A 17,029-nucleotide genomic window follows, 5' to 3' on the forward strand; every position below is an offset into this window, starting at 1 on the left:
TGTGAAATCAGCATTGGAGCTATCTTCAAAGAACGGTCTCTGGGGTGATCAAGGTGATGGTACGTACATCAATCCTATCCTGCCGGGAGATTTTAGTGACCCTGATGTTATCCGAGTTGGCAGTGATTTCTATTGTATTTCCTCAACCTTGCATTTTTCTCCTGGGATGGTTATTTTGCACTCTAAAGACCTGGTGAATTGGGTGATTATTGGACACGTCGTCGATGATCTCACGCAAATAAGCCCAGAATTGAATTTTGACAAAATGAATAGGTACGGCAGAGGCGTTTGGGCGGGCGCAATACGATACTACAAAGATAAGTTCTGGGTCTACTTTTGTACGCCGGACGAAGGATTTTTCATGAGTTCATCGACTCGACCTGAAGGCCCTTGGGAGCCTCTGCAGCATATTTGGCAGATCGAAGGTTGGGATGATTGCTGCCCATTTTGGGATGAAGATGGACAAGGCTATCTAGCAGCCACAAATTTCAGCAATGAATACAAGATGCATTTATTTCAGATGAATGAAGAAGGAAACCAGATAAGGAAGGATACTGATTTCGTTTTCCATCAATATAAGGGCAGTGAAGCAACGAAGATTTACAAAATAGACGGTTTATATTACTTTTTCCACAGTGAGGTTCGGCATCAGGCAGGAAAAGATCTTAGAGTCGTTATGATGCTCAGATCTGCACATATCCGTGGTCCATACGAGGAGAAAGAACTCATTCATTCTCATGGTGAGGCACTGGATCGAGAGCCTAATCAGGGAGGTTTGCTGCAAACGGAGGACGGGACATGGTATTTCATCTCACATCAGGGGACTGGCGGGTATTATGAAGGGAGAACCTTGCATTTGCTTCCAGTCACTTGGGTGGACGGCTGGCCAATCATCGGGGAGGATATCGATGGGGATGGCATTGGAGAAATGGTATGGGGAGGCAAAAAGCCAATACAAGGTTACCCCTTGATCACTCCAAGTACGAGCGTGAACTTTACTAACGCAAGGTTAGAACCTCAATGGGAATGGAATCATCAACCTAGAGCTGGCAAATGGTCTTTGACGGAAAGACAGGGTTATCTCCGATTGCATGCTTGCGTGCCCCTAGAGGTTGGGAACTTTTTTACAGTCTGCAACATACTTACGCAACGAAGCTTGGGAACGGTAAATAATGTAGTCGTCACTAAGATAGATCTATCTGGAATGGAAGATGGGCAGGAGGCAGGCTTATGCCATTTTGGAACGAGGTATTGTACAATTAGTATTAAACAAGAGGGAACAGTTAGAACAATCCAATACAACGATACAGGTATTCAAACGATAGGATCCCGAATCAGTCAGTGTGACCTATGGTTAAGATCTTGTTGGGGGTTAGACGGAATCAACACCTTCTCTTATAGTCTTGATGGTAAAAATTTCATCGATTTCGACGAACGCTATCAACTCAACTGGGGCCATTATCGGGGAGATCGAATCGGCTTATTTAGCTTTAACAATAAAGCGGAAAATGGATATTTGGACATTGAGTGGTTCCACTATCGATATGCAGGCCCTCAGGGGCGATGAATTGCAGCTGGAATATTTCATTTAGTTGCATGTTGAGGATGCTTTGCAGGTTATGATAAGATTGTTAGATATAAAAAGAGAAATTGAGGTGAGAAGCTTGGAGAGACTTTATAGTATGTTAGACTTTAACTCCGAGTTCGTAGAGAAGAAGGAATTTGAAAAATATAAAACATCTAGGTTCAAAGACAAAAAGATGGTTGTTATCACTTGTATGGACTCAAGACTTACGGAGCTCCTACCCCGAGCGTTAAATATAAAGGATGGGAATTCCAAAATCATTAAAGATGCTGGAGCGATTGTTTTGCACCCATTCGGCAGCGTTATGCGTAGCGTAATTGTCGCTATATATGAATTAAATGCAGACGAAGTGTTTGTGGTCGGGCATCATGATTGTGGGATGAGCTGTATTGACCCTGGGGAAACGATTAATAAAATGAAGGAGAACGGGATATCTTCCGAAATTATCGACACCCTCGAAAGTTCCGGCATTAATTTGCAAAAGTGGCTGCACGGTTTTGATAGTGTTGAAGATTCCGTCAAAGGAAGCGTGCATACGGTCAAAAACCATCCCCTCCTGCCAAGAAACATTCCCGTTCATGGCCTTGTAATCGATCCGGAAACAGGAAAGTTAGATTTAATAATTGACGGTTATAAACAGTGAGAAAATATAAATGATAAAGACTAAACGGCAGCCGATCATCAGTGATCGGCTGCCGTTTCTTTTGGAAGCAGCTTAACCTACAAACTTCTCTCTAACAAGGTACCCACTTGTTTAGCCATGACTTGAGGCGGATAAGGCATGCCGTTTTTGATCCACCATTCAATCACGCCTGCATAAGCGGTACCTGCATATTGCAACATGACATCATCTATTAAATCTGTATTTTTTCCGCTATCTCTGTCAATTTCACCTTTGAATCCTTGTATAAAAGAAGCAAGAAGCCGAGCTCGAAATGCAGATGGTGTCCCAGTACTTGCGAGCATGGTTGAAAAAAACAAATAATTTTTCTCGAAATATTCAAAGTAAGGTACAAGAGCCTCGTTCCAATCCAGCTTACAAGCCCATTCATCCATTTCACCCAATTCATCGAGGTGTGTTTGAATGAGTTTATCCAATAAATCAAATTTATCCTGATAATGCAGATAAATGGTTCCTCGATTTAGGTTAGCCCGATCTGAAATATCCTGAATGGTTATATCATCGAAATTTTTTTCAGCCATCAGTTCAATAACAGCTTTTTTCAAAGATTCCTGCGTTTTTAGGATGCGGCGATCTGTTTTAGCCATGGATATTCACCAAACTTTCTAAGATACTTAACAAATTCCGCCGATCTGTTGATATATCAACAGATTGCGTTTCTTTAACCATTGAACTTACGTGCTTGATTATATAATAATAGACACTAGTTGGTTAATCAAATTTATTTCGATAATCATATTTCATTGATTAACCATCCCAATTTGATTCATTGAAAGGAGACAACACACATGTGCAAAACTCACGTTCTAAGCATTCCGGCGGCCAAAGCGCCTTTTGAAAAGACTACGATTGAAAGACGACAATTACGACCGGATGACCTGTCGATCGATATCAAGTTTAGCGGCATTTGTCATTCCGATATTCATAGTGCACACGGGGACTGGGCAGGAGGGATTTTCCCGATGGTGCCTGGTCATGAAATTACCGGAGTTGTAAAGGCAGTTGGGGAGAAAGTGACGAAATTTGCTGTAGGTGACCGTGTTGGTGTTGGCTGCTATGTGGACTCTTGCGGAGAGTGCGAATACTGCCTTCGAGGAGAGGAGCAGCACTGTTCGAAAGGCTTTGTGGCTACCTATAACTCCTTGGACTATGAGGGCAATCCAACCTATGGCGGTTACAGCCAAAACATCGTTGTTACTGAAAGGTTCGTTGTGCATATCCCGGATGGGATGGAGTTAGATGCAGCCAGTCCGCTTTTGTGTGCGGGTATTACCACTTACTCCCCTTTGAAACGTTGGAATACCGGTCCAGGAAAAAAGGTAGCTATTCTGGGGATGGGTGGTTTGGGCCACGTCGCCATACAATTCGCGCATGCCATGGGAGCAGAAGTTACAGTCTTAAGCCGTGCAAAAGATAAGGAAAAAGAAGCGTTAAGTTTTGGGGCGGATTATTATTTTTCAACGCTTGATCCTGAAACTTTTAACATGTTAGCAGGCCGATTCGACTTGATTCTCAACACCGTATCCGCGAACATTGACGTCGATTCGTACTTATCGCTGCTTCGTGTGGACGGAACGCTTGTTAATGTCGGAGCGCCTGCGGAGCCGAGTCAATACAACGTGTTTTCCCTAATTATGAGTCGCCGCCGTATAGCAGGATCCTTGGTTGGCGGACTTGCGGAAACACAAGAGATGCTTGATTTTGCTGCCGCACATGGCATTCTGCCTCAAATTGAGATTATCCGTGCCGAGCAAGTAGACGAAGCGTATGAGCGAATTCTGCGTAGTGATGTGCGATACCGATTCGTTATCGACATATCGACTTTATAGACGAATGGACGATAAATTTAAAAATCATTCGCTTCGATTGGCTTTCATACTGGCGGCATTTTCCGCATTGGGACCATTTACAGTCGATATGTATCTCTCGTCACTTCCGCAAATCATGGATTTTTTCGGAAGTAACGCGTCCATGATTCAAGCTAGTTTAACAGCCAGCCTACTAGGTTTAGGTTTAGGCCAGATGGTCATGGGACCTTTGAGTGATAGGTATGGAAGACGTACCCCATTGCTGATCTCCATGGTTCTTTATATTGTTTCATCGTTGGGTTGTGCTTTAGTACCCAATATTGAATCTTTTATCCTTTTACGCTTCGTCCAAGGAGTGGCAGCATCTGCCGGACTTGTGATTTCTCGTGCGATTGCTCGGGACAGATATAATGGGGTCGAATTGACGAAATTTATTTCTCTGCTTACGATGATCAGCAGTGTCGCTCCATTAATATCCCCAAATGCCGGAAGTGCTGTTACATCTTTCAGTTCATGGGTTGGTGTGTTTGTTTTTTTGGGGTTTCTAGGAATACTACTAATAGGGATCACAAACTGGGGATTAGAGGAAAGCTTACCCGTACAGTATCGTGTCCAGGGAAACTTTAAGGAATTAATAGGGAACTACAGCCGTCTGTTTCACGATCGAACATTTATGGGATATGCGCTTGTTAATGGTATTTTGTTCGCGGGTGTATTTGCCTTTGTCGCCGGCACTCCGTTTATTTATCAGAACATGTATGGTGTGTCGCCTGGGATATTCTCGATCCTGTTTGCGATGAACGGTTTTGCCATTATGATTGGAGCGCAAATAGTCAAACGTGTGGCTGGCCGGCTAACAGAGCGCAGTATATTTCGTATCGGCTTATCGCTGTCCCTTATTTCTACTTCCGCTATCCTGATTTCAGTTCTCTCTCAGGGATCTTTACTGGCAGTATTTGTTTCAACCTTCTTATTTGCCGTATCCATTGGGATCATTGGGCCGGTTTCTATTACCTTAGCGATGGAATCGCAGGGACAAATGGCGGGGAGTGCGTCTGCCGTTATAGGGACTTTTCAATACGCACTAGGAGCAGTTACTTCGCCATTTGTGGGAATCGCAGGCGAGTATTCAGCAGTCCCTTTTGGAATCGTTATATTTACAACCAGTTTATTGGCCATCGTTTCCTACATCGTCCTCATTAGGAAAGTGGAGACTGTAGGCGTTTTAAATCACACGAAAGAAAAACTTGACTCTAATGGAGGAAGATAGAAAATGGAAATTAGAAAAGTCGGGTCCCAGCCTTCGGGCAAAGGATCATCTGAATATTTCACTGGTACTGTTCGCATTGATCCACTGTTTGAAGCTGCAGATCCAGCTCGTGTAGCAGGAGCAAGTGTTACGTTCGAGCCGGGTGCGCGGACAGCATGGCATACGCATCCACTGGGTCAGACGTTAATCGTAACGGCTGGAAAAGGACAGGCTCAACGCTGGGGAGGACCGATCGAGGAAATTAGTCCCGGTGACGTGATTTGGTTCCCGCCTGGTGAGAAACACTGGCATGGAGCTTCGCCAACTACAGCTATGACGCATATTGCGATTCAAGAGCGGCTGAACGGAAAGGCTGTGGATTGGATGGAAAAAGTCAGTGACGAGCAATATCAGTCTTAGGCACATGAGGGCTGCATAAATACCCACCATTTGTTGAACGAAGCTGTTGTATAGATCGTATTGCCTCAATATTCATTGGGGCAATTTGTTGTGTATAATTAAAATGAATAAAACACCTAGAGTTCTGACCGAAAGCGACTGTTGTAGTTTGTAGTGCAGCTTGAAAACTAAAGGAGGCTGTATCGATGAATGTCCGTTTAAACTGGATTTCAGCAGGTGAATTGGAAGCGCTTAAGTCATTGGGCAAAAAGGTTATCCGAGGAGGTATCGTTGTCTTTTATCATGAAGACCAAGTTTATGCCGTGGACAACCGGTGCCCGCATCTAGGTTTTCCTCTCCATATGGGGAGCTTATGCGATGGGATTTTGACGTGCCATTGGCATCATGCCCGGTTCGATGTCTGCAGCGGCGGTACGCTTGATCCGTGGGCAGATGATGTTCCATCTTATGAAGTGCGTGTCGATGGCGGCGAAGTATGGGTAAATCCGGTTTCTAGAAGAGTAGAAGGCGCAGAAAAATATAAGCTCAGACTGAAAGAAGGGCTCGAGCAAAATATCGGCATCGTTATTGCGAAAGCGGTTGTCGGACTGATTGAAGCTGGCGTGCCGGAGCAGGACATCGCCCGAATCGGCATCGAATTCGGGACGACATATGGAACCGGTTGGAACGCTGGACTTACGATTCTCACAGCGATGGCGCAAATCGTAGATAAGCTTGATAAGAATGGAAAAATACTTGCCTTATACCAAGGCCTTGTTCATGTTGCTCGTGGCAGCTCGGGCAGAGGAGCCCGCCACTTGCTGTCGGCGCTGCCCTCATCTGACGTGCCGTTCGAACGGCTGACCGAGTGGTATCGCAACTGCATCGAGGTGCGGGATACGCAGGGTGCTGAGAAAGTGCTAATGACCGCCATTATGAAAGGCATTGATACGAAGCGACTTTCGGACATGATGCTTGCTGCCGCAACAGATCACTTTTACCTGGATGGCGGGCATGTGTTTGATTTTCATAACAAAGCTTTTGAGGCGCTGGAGTGGGTGGATGTGTCACAAAGGGAGCGGATATTAACTTCTCTCGTCCCAATGATGGCTAGCCCGACTCGGAGCGAGGAGCTGCACCAATGGCAGGCGCCGGTTAATCTCGTAGAACCGATCAAGCAAGCGATTAGTGAGCTGGAGCATAATGCGGCGCAACAAGCGAAGTTGACGGATGGGGCAAGGCAGCAGACAGCTCTTTCAGTGGAAATGGAACAGCAATTGCTGCAGCAGTTGCTAAGCGATACGCCGGAGCAGACGATCACTTTGTTGCGAGACCTGCTTATCTCGGGAACGGCTCCGGCTCAGTTGGCTAAGATCGTGGCTTTAGCCGCCGCGGAACGGATCGTTCGTTTCCATACGCAGAATGATTTTCGCGATTGGATTGCCGTACTTCACACGTTCACCTATGCTCACGCCGTTCACGAAAGGCTGCTTCAATCGGATGAACCTCATCTGCAGAGGGCGATTTTTCATGGAGCCGTCAGCGTATATCTGGACCGTTTCCTAAACGTGCCAACGGCCGCGCGGCCAAAGCCGTCCGGCTCCGCCACACCAACCGATCATCGGGAGATGCTCGATCTGCTCGATCTGCGCCAACAGGTTGGGCCAGCCGCGCAATGGGTTGTGGACTACATGCATGGCAGTGGCGATCCTGGCGAGCTTCTTAATACGCTTGGCCATGCGCTGCTGCGAGAGGATGCTGAATTTCATTCTTTCCAAATGTATGAAGCCTCAGTGGCCGAATACAATCACTGGCAAGCGGTGAAGGGCTCTTTTGCGGATAAAGCCAAAGAAACGATGCTGCTCGCCTGTACGCGATATCTGGTAGCACATGCGCCAACCGCGCGCGAGCTCCCGCATACGGCCAAAATTGCCTGGAGATTGCATAAAGGTGAACGGTTGTTTGAAGAGGAGTGACAGTTAGAAACGATAAATGATCAGAACCCGCAACTTCACTTGGTTGCGGGTTCGTTAGTTAAAGCTTTGCTATTACGAGTCTAAGGGAGATTTCTTACGATAGACCCTCTCGGGGCGCCCTACGACACCATAAGTTAGATCCGCGAATACTTCGCCCGAGGAAACCAAATGCTCTAAATAACGGCGTCCTGTTGAACGGCTTACACCAATTTCTTTGGCAATTTGCTCCGCGGACATGCCATGCTCCGCGGCAGAAATCGCTTGCACAATTTTCACCAGTGTTAATTTATCAATGCCCTTGGGAAGATAGGAATGATCCGTACGAGAGTCTTTTTTACCAGCCCCCGAAATGAGACGATCAACATCACTTTGATTAATAGAGCCACTCTGATTAAGACGATTCAGCTCATTATGGAAGTCCATATAACGCAGGAGCGTTTCCTGTAATCTGTTAAATATTAGAGGTTTCATAATATAATCGAACGCGCCGCTCCGAACGGCTTCTCTTATGGCTTCGACCTCTTTGGCCGCTGTGATCATAATGACGTCGGTATCCCGATAATGTTGACGAATATAAGACAGCATGTCCAATCCATTGGAGCCAGGAAAGTAAACATCTAGTAGAACTAAATTTGGCTTTAAGATGTCCAGCTGTTCTTTGGCCTGAACCTCATCTGTAGCGATTCCGACAACGTGAAAGCCGTCTACTTTCTCTATAAACCTTCGGTTGATTTCGGCTATTTTCACATCATCTTCGATAATTAAAACTTCAACTGTCAGGTGTTGGGATTCCAGGATCACGATAAGGACTCCTTTCTGTGGATGTCGGATGTTTCGGTATGGCGACAGTGAAAACCGTGCCGCATTCCGGATTTTTATGGAAAGTGATATATCCATTAAGCTTGCGTACAGCGTGCTGAACTAATGCCAGACCAATGCCTCGATTCTCACCTGCTTTCGTTGAAAATCCTTTCTCAAACACTGCGTTGCCCAATTCGTCTGGAATACCAATCCCGCAGTCCTCACATTCGATGATCAAATCCTCCCCGAGATCGGTTAAAAATAATTTCACATACGGCATAGTCTGCACTTCCACTGCTAATACAGCTTCCATCGCATTGTCGATCAAGTTGCCGATAATCGTGATCAATAGATTACGATCGATTTCCTCAGGGATATCTCGAAACGAGCTCTCGCGATCAATGTCAAATGTGAGTTTCAATTCCTGCGCATGATTGAATTTGCCAATTAACAGCCCCCCGATCATGGGATCAGGTATTTCAGTCATGATGAACTGTACCCAATTCTGGTGCACATCGGATTCTTTGGAGATGAGATCGACAGCCTCTTGATACGATTCCAGCTGAATGAGTCCGGATATGACATATAACTTGTTAGAGAATTCATGTGTCTGAGCCCGCAGGGCTTCTGCGAAACGTTTTACTTGAGATAGTTCCTCAGCCAATCGGTAAAGCTCGGATTTACTTCGAAAGCTTGAAACGGCACCAGTGACACCATGTTTTCGGCTTATAATCGGCACGCGATTGACGATGACATCATGATCACCAATGAGCATTTCATGGTCAAAATCGGCCTCTCCTGTACGTACCACCTCAGTCAAGCGGGTGTTCGGTATCACATCCTCAATATGTCTGCCAGTGATTTTTGCACTTAGCGGCAGCTGCATAAGCTGCAAGGCATAGCGGTTCACCATCGTGATGAAGCCATCTCGATTAATGGCGATAATTCCTTCGCGAATCGTTTGCAGAATCGCCTGTTTTTCCGTATATAACTCGCCGATTTCCTTGGGCTCAAGTCCATGTATAGAGCTCCGGACGTTACGCGCGATAAGGATTGAACCGATTAGACCAAAGACCAGGACGATAAGGGAGATTATCTCAATACGCGATTGATAGGCGTAAGTAATAGAATCAATATCTTGCGTAAGAAATCCGACGGATACAATCCCGATAACTTGGTTTTGCTCATCAAAGATAGGCGCCTTACCGCGGAGTGAAGGTCCAAGGGAGCCGACGGCTTTGGAAATAATGGATTGCCCTTCCAAGACAGGACCGTTGTCGCCGCCAACCATTTCTTTCCCGATTCGTTCAGGAAGTGGATGCGAGAAGCGAATCCCTTCGCGATTCCCGACAACGATATATTCGGCATCGATTTTTTCTCGAATCGTTTCGGCAATAGGTTGGATGGTCCTGGACGGGTCAGAAGTCTGAAATGCATGGCGAATATCAGGCATATTAGCAACAGTTTCAGCAACCTTCAAGGCACGTGTTCCAATCTGATCTTCAAGTGCCGTGGTCATGATGTAATAAAATATACTGCCTAAAGAGATAATGACGATAGAAAGGAACGAACAAATGATTAAAATAAGCTTGGTTTGAAGCCTCATCTTCCACGCAGGCCTCCTATTTTTGTTTAAATTGTATCATAAAGCGTTATCATTTTGACCGTTATAGGGTAACCAGATCCGTGAACAATATGAACAAAATGGTCAAAACGCTGTTATTACAACTAATCGCCATAAACTTCCCTACCGCTGCCTGTAGATGTTATTCTGAAAGCGCTTCAAAGAAAGCGCATACATGAAAACTTATTACTTATAACGGAGGGGTTTTATTTGATAAAACAGCTATTATCAGTTTCTTGGAAAGTTACAGCGATTAGCGTGCTTGCAGTAAGTTTGGCTGCTTGTGGCAACAACACGGTTAAACCGGCAGCAACAACTTCAGGTTCAACTGATAAATCAAAGGAGACGACAGCTCCTGCAGCTGCGAAATCCAACTATCCTGAAAAAGCGTTGAGCATTATCGCTCCATCAGGCGCAGGCGGCGGCTGGGACATGACAGCCCGTACGATCGCTAAAGTATTAACGGAAACGAAGGCTTTGGATAAACCTGTTACAGTTGAGAATAAACCGGGTGGCGGCGGTACCGTTTTTATGGCAGAATACGCCACCAAAGATGTGAAAGATAACTACAAGCTGTTCGTCAGTTCGCCTCCAATCCTGATTAATCATCTGAAAAAAGAAGGAAACACACCTTACGGTTACAAGGATACGACGCCGTTAGCCCAATTGACGAAAGACTATGGTGCTGTCGCGGTAGCAGCAAATTCAAAATATAAAGATCTGAAATCTTTACTCGATGATATGAAAGCGGATCCAACCAAGATTACGGTTGCAGGAGGCTCCGCACCTGGCTCGATGGACCATCTGGTTTCGATTCTACCGGCATTCAAATACGGCATTGACCCTAAAAAAGTGAAATATGTGTCCTATGACGGTGGCGGCGAAGCCGTAACCGCATTGTTAGGCGGGAATGCTGACGTGCTGGGTACAGATGCTTCTTCGTTAGATCAATATGTGAAAGCCGGGAAAATCCGTATTCTTGCTATTGCCGCACCTTCCCGCCTTGGTGGCAGCTTGAAAGATATCCCGACGATGAAAGAACAGGGTGTTGATGCCGAGTTCCTCATTTGGCGCGGTTTCTTTGGACCAAAGGACATGACCGCTGACGCCAAAAGATTTTGGGAAGATAGCATTAAGAAAATGGTAGAGTCCGATGTTTGGAAAAAAGAAATGCAAGCAAATAGCTGGGAAACGGATTATAAGAAAGCAGACGATTTCAAAACTTTCTTAGGGCAACAAGAAAATCAACTGAAAGACATGTTAACAGCGCTTGGTATGCAGAAATAAATCCTGTAGTGACAAGGGAGAAGACAACCTCTTCTTCCTTGCCACTTAGGGTAGGAGGCAGAGAAATGAATACTACTTTTGATCGTTATGCAGGTATCGTATTTTGCGCCATTGGCCTTGCATTTATGATTGGTTCCTTGGGCATTTCAACAAGTGCTTATGGCAGTAATGTAGGCGCGAATATATTTCCAATGATTTTGGGGGCGTTGTTGTCTTTGATGAGTTTCCGTCTTATTTATGAGACTTTCCGTAAGCAACGTACGGAGAAGAGCAAGGAAAATTTGGACTATAAACGATTTATCATTATTTTTATCGCAGCGGTTTTGTATGCGTATTTCCTTGAAGATATCGGATTCGTAATCTCTACGTTCTTGTTCCTGATGATTGGTTTTCAAACGATGCATAAGGGAAGAGTATGGGTTTCCTTCGTTATTGCCGGTAGTTTCTCATATGGAGTTTATTATTTGTATGTAAATCTGCTGGATGGTTCGCTTCCCGGATTTCCTACATGGTTAGGGGGAGCATAAGATGAGCACGTTGGATTATGTGTTTCATGGTTTAGGTACTGCGATGCAGTGGCACAATGTCGTATTTGTATTTCTCGGCGTCTTGATCGGTACGGTAGTTGGTGTACTTCCTGGAATCGGCCCGATGAGCGGTGTTGCCCTCTTGATACCGATCACGGCAACGATGACAGGCGGCTTAGCTCCGGAAGAAGCGGCTACAAGCTCAATCATTCTGCTGGCAGGAGTGTATTATGGGGCAATGTACGGAGGTTCGACGACGTCGATCCTGTTGAACACGCCAGGAGAATCGTCATCTGTCGTCACAACACTGGATGGTTATCAAATGGCTAAACAGGGCAGAGCAGGGGCTGCGCTTGCGATTTCGGCAATTGGTTCCTTTGCGGCTGGAATTATTTCGCTGATTGGTCTGATTTTCCTGGCTCGTCCTTTATCTGCGGTAGCCATTAAGTTCGGGCCAGCCGAATATTTCTCACTCATGGTGCTCGGATTACTCGCAATCAGCGGGCTTGCAGGGAAATCGATGGTGAAAGCGCTCATGATGACTGCCTTCGGACTCTTGCTGGCAACGATTGGTATCGATAATGTGTCTGGCGTGGAACGATTCACGTTCGGCATTCCTGAGCTATATCAAGGCTTGGAATTCTTGACCGTTGCAGTGGGTACATTTGCTGTCGGAGAAGTATTTAAAACCATTCTTCAGCGCGAAGGAAACGAAGGCGAGATTGCAAAAATTAATCGGATCATGCCGACGAAGCAAGATATGAAAGACAGTGCGGCGCCTATTGCACGTGGTTCTGTGCTCGGCTTTTTCATCGGTTTGCTTCCTGGAGCGGGAGCTATTCTTGCCTCTTTCTTCGCTTATATTGTAGAGAAAAAGATTAGCAAAAATCCAGAGAAGTTCGGAAAGGGAGCGATCGAGGGAGTGGCGTCGCCGGAAGCTGCGAATAACGCTGCATCAGGCGGTGCAATGATTCCGCTTTTGACGCTGGGTATCCCGTCTTCGGGTACGACTGCCATTCTGATGGGTGCTTTTATCATGTACAATGTCCAACCAGGTCCTTTATTATTCCAGGATCATCCACAACTGGCATGGGGCGTTATTGCAAGTATGTTTGTCGGAAATCTTATGCTCCTAATTCTTAATATGCCGCTAGTTAAAGTGTTTGCCAAAGTGATTGAAACACCTGCGAAGTATTTAATTCCGTTAATTATCGTTTTTTCCGTGTTTGGGGTGTATGCCGTACAATATTCAACGTTTGATTTGCTGCTCATTATGGGCTGCGGGCTTGTGGGTTATTTCTTGTCCAAGAACGATTACCCTTTAGCACCACTTGTACTCGGTCTTATTCTGGGTCCAATGATGGAAAACAATATGCGCAGAGCGCTTACCATTTCAAACGGCGATTTCATGATCTTTTTGCAAAAACCGGTTTCCCTGGTATTTCTCATTATCGGTTTGATTTGGATCACGATTCCGCTGATTCTAAAGCTTAAAGGTAAAAATGTACTTGTGAACGAGGAAGGGTAAAGGCATATGAAAAATACAATGGGTGGTAAAAGCATTATTTTACGTCTGGAACTACTGACAGAGCAGATTCACTTCGGTCAATTGATCACGATGATTACGGAAAACGGTGGGGATGTCATCGCGATTGATGTCATCCAAACAGGTGCGAATCGGACGGTTCGAGACATTACGGTAACAGCATTAGAGCAAACCCAGCTGGACAAAATTGTTGCTAGGATGAAAGATCTCTCTGGCGTGAGACTCATACATGTCTCAGATCGGACATTTTTACTTCATCTCGGCGGCAAAATCGAAATGAAGCCCAAATCGCCCATCCAGAACAGGGATGATTTATCCCGAGTGTATACACCGGATGTCGCCAGAGTTTGTATGGCAATCCATGAGAATGAGGATAATGCCTACAAGTTGACGATCAAGCGGAATACAGTCGCTGTTATCTCTGATGGCAGCGCCGTTCTAGGGCTCGGCAACATCGGGCCCTATGCGGCAATGCCTGTTATGGAAGGCAAGGCGATGCTATTCAAGCAGTTTGCTGATGTTGATGCGTTTCCCATTTGTTTGAACACGCAAAGTACCGATGAAATCGTGACAAGCATCAAGCACATGGCCCCAGGTTTTGGCGGCATTAATTTGGAGGACATTTCTTCACCTCGATGCTTTGAGATTGAAGAGCGGCTTCGGAATGAACTGGATATCCCTGTTTTTCATGATGACCAACATGGCACGGCCGTTGTATTATATGCAGGGCTCATTAACGCTTTGAGAGTAGTTGGCAAGCAGATTAATGAGGCTAAAGTTGTCGTATGCGGAGTTGGCGCAGCGGGAATCGCTTGCTCTAACATTTTGCTTGCAGCAGGTGTGAAAGAGTTAATCGGAGTTGACCGGGAAGGCGCGTTGCTACGCACGAATGAGTATGCGAACCCGATATGGAAGGAGTATGCGGAACGAACGAACCCTAACCTACGTTCTGGTTCCCTGCATGAAGTCATCGAAGGAGCCGATGTGTTCATTGGCTTGTCTGCTGGGGGCTTACTGAAAAGGGGAGATGTGGAGCGGATGGCGGCAAACCCTGTCGTGTTCGTCATGGCGAATCCAACGCCTGAAATTCATCCGGATGAAATCGAAGACATTGCTGGGGTCATTGCAACCGGGCGATCGGATTTTCCAAATCAAATTAACAATGTACTTTGTTTTCCAGGTATTTTCCGTGCAACCTTGGACTGTCAAGCCTCCACAATCAATGAAGAGATGAAGCTAGCTGCCTCAGCAGCGATTGCCTCCGTAGTAACGCAGCAGGAACTGAATAAGCTGTATATCATTCCAAGTGTGTTTAATCAAGAAGTCGTTAGACGTATTCGGGAAGCCGTCATTCATGCAGCTATTCAAACTGGTGTAGCAAGGCGGATCCCCCGTGAGTTTCGCCAGGTAGATTGATCTGTCCGAGCAACGACGAAGCTAGAATGGAGTGGTTGGTATGGGTGGTTTGGAAACAAAAGCCATAATAGAAATCAATCAAGCAGCGAATCAATTCCAATCCAGTATTGTCATTCAAGTTGGCATGAGGTTTATTGATGTGAAAAGCATTCTGGGTCTGAGTGTCACTCTATTCAATAATCAAACGTACAAGCTTGATATTCAAGGTCCGGATGAAGAAGAAGCGAAAGAGGTCCTACAGGGGATCTTTGACAAGCACGGACTTAAGATAGCTAAAAGATAAGCACATGAAAAAGAAACGAGAGACGATGTCTGTCGTTTCTTTTTGCTTCCTTAAAGCCCTCATTCACTCAACTCACGTATTGCGCTTGCAAATCTGGCTATCCCCAGTTTAATTTCCTCCGGCTTCGTTCTGGCGAATGTAAACCGCACGTAACCCGAATCTGAACCATAAACACTCCCGGGTACAAAGATAATTCCTTTCTTAATGCATTCTTCCAACAATTTAGCGTCCGGAATATTCGGGATCAATTTGCACCAAAAATGCAAACCCCCTTCTGGCGCCGCGTATTCGACTAGGCCTGAAAGCTCCTTCTCCAGTGCTTCGATAAGTAAATCCCGTTTAAATTGAAGTTGGATACGCAATCGCTCCAAATGGGGATCTAAATAAGAGGACTGTAAAAATTGCCCCGCTACTAGTTGCGGAATGATGCTTAATCCAAAATCCATCTGTTGTCTGGCATCGGCTAGTCGTTCCACAATGGAACGAGGCGCTACCATCCAGCCTATCCGTAAGCCGGAGGCTGCAATCTTGGAGAATGAGCCTATGTATAAAATTGAACCCATAGTATCCATAGATTTGAGTGGCAAAGGAGGGGGCCCCTCATAAGATGTTAAGCTGTATGGATCATCTTCCACGACAGGAAGTCCTAATTCACTAATGATTTCAAGAAGACGGTTGCGCCTTTCTTCACTCAGTACCGTTCCAGTTGGGTTCTGGTAGCTCGGATTCAAGAACACCATCTTTATTCGATGTTTTTTGTATAAAGCACGAATATCTTCTGGCTCTATGCCATGATTGTCGACCGGAAGGCGAAACAAACGAAGCCCAGCCGATTGAAACATAGGCAGCGAATAGCAGTAGGAAGGATCTTCAATAGCAACTGCATCACCAGGTGAGAGCAGACACTGAGTAATTAAATATAACGATTGCTGGGATCCCGATGTGATAAGAATGGAGGATTCCGTTGTCCGAATGCTTCGATAATTGTTCAGAAATTCAACTAAAGCCTCTCTTAATAGAGTCGAACCCTGAGGGTTATCGTAACCCATATAGGAGGTATATGCGTTTCTACTCATTAATGTAGCTATTTCATCTGTGGGTGCTAAATCTGCCGATAGTTCAGGACTCGCAAAATCAATCAAGGATGGATTTTGAGCTAACGCTTCACGGATCCTTCGCAGAAAAGGCAGGTTCGGAAGAAAGCTTCCTCCTTCGGCAAACCGACTCCAGTTCGGAGTGTGTTTCGGAGTAGCTCCCCATTTGGACGTACTTACCTGAGTCCCGCTTCCAGTGCGGCTTTCGATAATCCCAAGGGATCGAAGTTCGGCGAAGGCAGAAATGACGGTGCTGCGGTTCACTTCAAATTGCTCAGCAAGCTTCCGCTCAGATGGCAGAAAACTGCCTGGAGGAAATTCCCCATATGAAATTCTTTGCTCTAGATGGTCGGCAATTTGTTCGTAAAGAGCTTTTTTACTATTGCGATCAGGTTTCCACATCTTAATATCCCCTTGAATATTCAATCAAACCGCACAAATTTTACATTTATAATACCATTTATCTACAAAAAATAATCGAAGTTTTTGTCTTTATCAGTTAGCATTCTGTGAACAAGGGCGGTTAGTGGATGGCGTAAAAAATGAGTGATTGGTTGGTTACATTCTCCCACTTCAATTTTATGATAGTAATCAGAATTATGGATCATGTCATAAAAGTTGAAAGGAGATGGAGCATATGGCAGCTCTGATATCTTTTATTTTGCTCTGTAGTGCGATTGTGGCAAGTCCTTTGCTTGTCGCCATAGGAGGAGCTTTTCTCATCCGTAAAGATGAGCTTGATAATGCAAATC

Annotated in this window: 15 protein-coding genes; 11 read left to right on the forward strand and 4 right to left on the reverse strand. The window is 45.4% G+C overall.

The features are described 5' to 3' along the window. Position 1: 1 nt before the first annotated feature. Positions 2–1,567: a glycoside hydrolase 43 family protein gene (locus tag ACKTT9_RS11200; protein ID WP_407871601.1), complete on the forward strand. Its 1,566-nt coding sequence runs from the start codon at positions 2–4 to the stop codon at positions 1,565–1,567. Between the two features lie 97 nt (positions 1,568–1,664). After that, positions 1,665–2,228, forward strand: a complete 564-nt coding sequence (locus ACKTT9_RS11205) for a beta-class carbonic anhydrase (protein WP_407873013.1) — start codon at positions 1,665–1,667, stop codon at positions 2,226–2,228. Positions 2,229–2,305: 77 nt separating this feature from the next. Here the strand turns inward: ACKTT9_RS11205 and ACKTT9_RS11210 are convergent, their stop codons facing one another. Further along, positions 2,306–2,854, reverse strand: a complete 549-nt coding sequence (locus tag ACKTT9_RS11210) for a TetR/AcrR family transcriptional regulator (RefSeq protein WP_157325205.1) — start codon at positions 2,852–2,854, stop codon at positions 2,306–2,308. A 201-nt stretch (positions 2,855–3,055) separates the two neighbouring features. Between ACKTT9_RS11210 and ACKTT9_RS11215 the strand changes: the two genes are divergently transcribed. The 4 genes from ACKTT9_RS11215 to ACKTT9_RS11230 all read left to right on the forward strand — a co-directional run bounded on the left by ACKTT9_RS11215 (position 3,056) and on the right by ACKTT9_RS11230 (position 7,699). Next, positions 3,056–4,096: an NAD(P)-dependent alcohol dehydrogenase gene (locus ACKTT9_RS11215; RefSeq protein WP_407871602.1), complete on the forward strand. Its 1,041-nt coding sequence runs from the start codon at positions 3,056–3,058 to the stop codon at positions 4,094–4,096. 4 nt (positions 4,097–4,100) lie between these two features. Further along, complete coding sequence (locus ACKTT9_RS11220; RefSeq protein ID WP_407871603.1) at positions 4,101–5,345, forward strand: multidrug effflux MFS transporter; 1,245 nt, start codon at positions 4,101–4,103, stop codon at positions 5,343–5,345. A gap of 3 nt (positions 5,346–5,348) precedes the next feature. Further along, positions 5,349–5,744 carry a cupin domain-containing protein gene (locus ACKTT9_RS11225; RefSeq protein ID WP_407871604.1) on the forward strand — a complete coding sequence of 132 codons (396 nt, stop codon included), beginning with the start codon at positions 5,349–5,351 and terminating at the stop codon, positions 5,742–5,744. 185 nt (positions 5,745–5,929) lie between these two features. Next, entirely contained in the window at positions 5,930–7,699 is a 1,770-nt protein-coding gene (locus ACKTT9_RS11230; protein WP_407871605.1) for a Rieske (2Fe-2S) protein, read from the forward strand. Between the two features lie 72 nt (positions 7,700–7,771). On the opposite strand, the gene ACKTT9_RS11235 is transcribed toward ACKTT9_RS11230, so the two are convergent. Further along, positions 7,772–8,500, reverse strand: coding sequence for a response regulator (locus tag ACKTT9_RS11235; protein WP_407871606.1), 729 nt, complete (start codon positions 8,498–8,500; stop codon positions 7,772–7,774). After that, the gene (locus ACKTT9_RS11240) at positions 8,469–10,106 is read right to left on the reverse strand and encodes an ATP-binding protein (RefSeq protein ID WP_407871607.1); all 1,638 of its coding nucleotides are present in this window, start codon (positions 10,104–10,106) and stop codon (positions 8,469–8,471) included. The genes ACKTT9_RS11235 and ACKTT9_RS11240 overlap by 32 nt, the downstream gene beginning before the upstream one ends. 228 nt (positions 10,107–10,334) lie before the next feature. Between ACKTT9_RS11240 and ACKTT9_RS11245 the strand changes: the two genes are divergently transcribed. The 5 genes from ACKTT9_RS11245 to ACKTT9_RS11265 all read left to right on the forward strand — a co-directional run bounded on the left by ACKTT9_RS11245 (position 10,335) and on the right by ACKTT9_RS11265 (position 15,183). Then, a complete protein-coding gene (locus tag ACKTT9_RS11245) occupies positions 10,335–11,411 on the forward strand; it encodes a Bug family tripartite tricarboxylate transporter substrate binding protein (RefSeq protein WP_407871608.1) in 1,077 nt (358 codons plus the stop codon). 65 nt (positions 11,412–11,476) lie between these two features. Next, positions 11,477–11,938, forward strand: coding sequence for a tripartite tricarboxylate transporter TctB family protein (locus ACKTT9_RS11250; RefSeq protein ID WP_407871609.1), 462 nt, complete (start codon positions 11,477–11,479; stop codon positions 11,936–11,938). A gap of 1 nt (position 11,939) precedes the next feature. Then, positions 11,940–13,466 (forward strand): tripartite tricarboxylate transporter permease, encoded by a 1,527-nt coding sequence (locus tag ACKTT9_RS11255; protein WP_407871610.1) that lies wholly within the window; start codon positions 11,940–11,942, stop codon positions 13,464–13,466. A gap of 6 nt (positions 13,467–13,472) precedes the next feature. Beyond that, positions 13,473–14,900, forward strand: coding sequence for an NAD-dependent malic enzyme (locus ACKTT9_RS11260; protein WP_407871611.1), 1,428 nt, complete (start codon positions 13,473–13,475; stop codon positions 14,898–14,900). 40 nt (positions 14,901–14,940) lie between these two features. After that, complete coding sequence (locus ACKTT9_RS11265) at positions 14,941–15,183, forward strand: HPr family phosphocarrier protein (protein ID WP_407871612.1); 243 nt, start codon at positions 14,941–14,943, stop codon at positions 15,181–15,183. Positions 15,184–15,242: 59 nt separating this feature from the next. Here ACKTT9_RS11265 and ACKTT9_RS11270 read toward each other — a convergent pair whose 3' ends face one another. Beyond that, entirely contained in the window at positions 15,243–16,679 is a 1,437-nt protein-coding gene (locus ACKTT9_RS11270; protein WP_407871613.1) for a PLP-dependent aminotransferase family protein, read from the reverse strand. Between the last annotated feature and the right edge of the window lie 350 nt (positions 16,680–17,029).

The sequence above is a fragment of the Paenibacillus sp. P36 genome, from assembly GCF_045866505.1.
Classification (GTDB): domain Bacteria; phylum Bacillota; class Bacilli; order Paenibacillales; family NBRC-103111; genus Paenibacillus_E; species Paenibacillus_E chondroitinus.

What these genes read in the sequence shown, in the direction of transcription:
- ACKTT9_RS11210 (WP_157325205.1), bottom strand. Translation starts at nt 2,854, where the DNA reads ATGGCTAAAACAGATCGCCGCATCCTAAAAACGCAGGAATCTTTGAAA.
- ACKTT9_RS11215 (WP_407871602.1), top strand. Translation starts at nt 3,056, where the DNA reads ATGTGCAAAACTCACGTTCTAAGCATTCCGGCGGCCAAAGCGCCTTTT.
- ACKTT9_RS11220 (WP_407871603.1), top strand. Translation starts at nt 4,101, where the DNA reads ATGGACGATAAATTTAAAAATCATTCGCTTCGATTGGCTTTCATACTG.
- ACKTT9_RS11225 (WP_407871604.1), top strand. Translation starts at nt 5,349, where the DNA reads ATGGAAATTAGAAAAGTCGGGTCCCAGCCTTCGGGCAAAGGATCATCT.
- ACKTT9_RS11230 (WP_407871605.1), top strand. Translation starts at nt 5,930, where the DNA reads ATGAATGTCCGTTTAAACTGGATTTCAGCAGGTGAATTGGAAGCGCTT.
- ACKTT9_RS11240 (WP_407871607.1), bottom strand. Translation starts at nt 10,106, where the DNA reads ATGAGGCTTCAAACCAAGCTTATTTTAATCATTTGTTCGTTCCTTTCT.
- ACKTT9_RS11250 (WP_407871609.1), top strand. Translation starts at nt 11,477, where the DNA reads ATGAATACTACTTTTGATCGTTATGCAGGTATCGTATTTTGCGCCATT.
- ACKTT9_RS11255 (WP_407871610.1), top strand. Translation starts at nt 11,940, where the DNA reads ATGAGCACGTTGGATTATGTGTTTCATGGTTTAGGTACTGCGATGCAG.
- ACKTT9_RS11260 (WP_407871611.1), top strand. Translation starts at nt 13,473, where the DNA reads ATGAAAAATACAATGGGTGGTAAAAGCATTATTTTACGTCTGGAACTA.
- ACKTT9_RS11265 (WP_407871612.1), top strand. Translation starts at nt 14,941, where the DNA reads ATGGGTGGTTTGGAAACAAAAGCCATAATAGAAATCAATCAAGCAGCG.
- ACKTT9_RS11270 (WP_407871613.1), bottom strand. Translation starts at nt 16,679, where the DNA reads ATGTGGAAACCTGATCGCAATAGTAAAAAAGCTCTTTACGAACAAATT.